Source organism: Tenacibaculum aiptasiae (assembly GCF_008806755.1).
Taxonomy (GTDB): domain Bacteria; phylum Bacteroidota; class Bacteroidia; order Flavobacteriales; family Flavobacteriaceae; genus Polaribacter; species Polaribacter aiptasiae.
This window is the reverse complement of sequence record NZ_WAAU01000063.1, coordinates 1-345: the sequence shown is the minus strand read 5'-3', so window position 1 is coordinate 345 and position 345 is coordinate 1. Positions and strand designations below refer to the sequence as shown.

Annotated in this window: 1 rRNA gene; it reads right to left on the bottom strand. The window is 44.6% G+C overall.

Going from position 1 to position 345, the window contains the following annotated elements:
• Positions 1 to 345: ribosomal RNA gene (locus tag F7018_RS17980) — 23S ribosomal RNA — on the bottom strand; the annotation flags it as partial.

Here is a 345-nt window from a genome sequence, read left to right as displayed (position 1 = left end):
ATGTTTCAACGAACTATTCCGTCAGTTCGCGGTGCTTTCATCACTCCGTCACCCCATCGCAATTATAAGAAGTACAGGAATATTAACCTGTTGTCCATCGACTACTCCCTTCGGATTCGCCTTAGGTCCCGACTAACCCTCAGCTGATTAGCATCGCTGAGGAAACCTTAGTCTTTCGGTGAGGGGGTTTCTCGCCCCCTTTATCGTTACTTATGCCTACATTTTCTTTTCTATCCGCTCCAGCATACCTCACAGTACACCTTCTGCGCAAATAGAATGCTCCCCTACCACTTATACCTAAATATAAATCCATAGCTTCGGTAATATGTTTATGCCCGATTATTA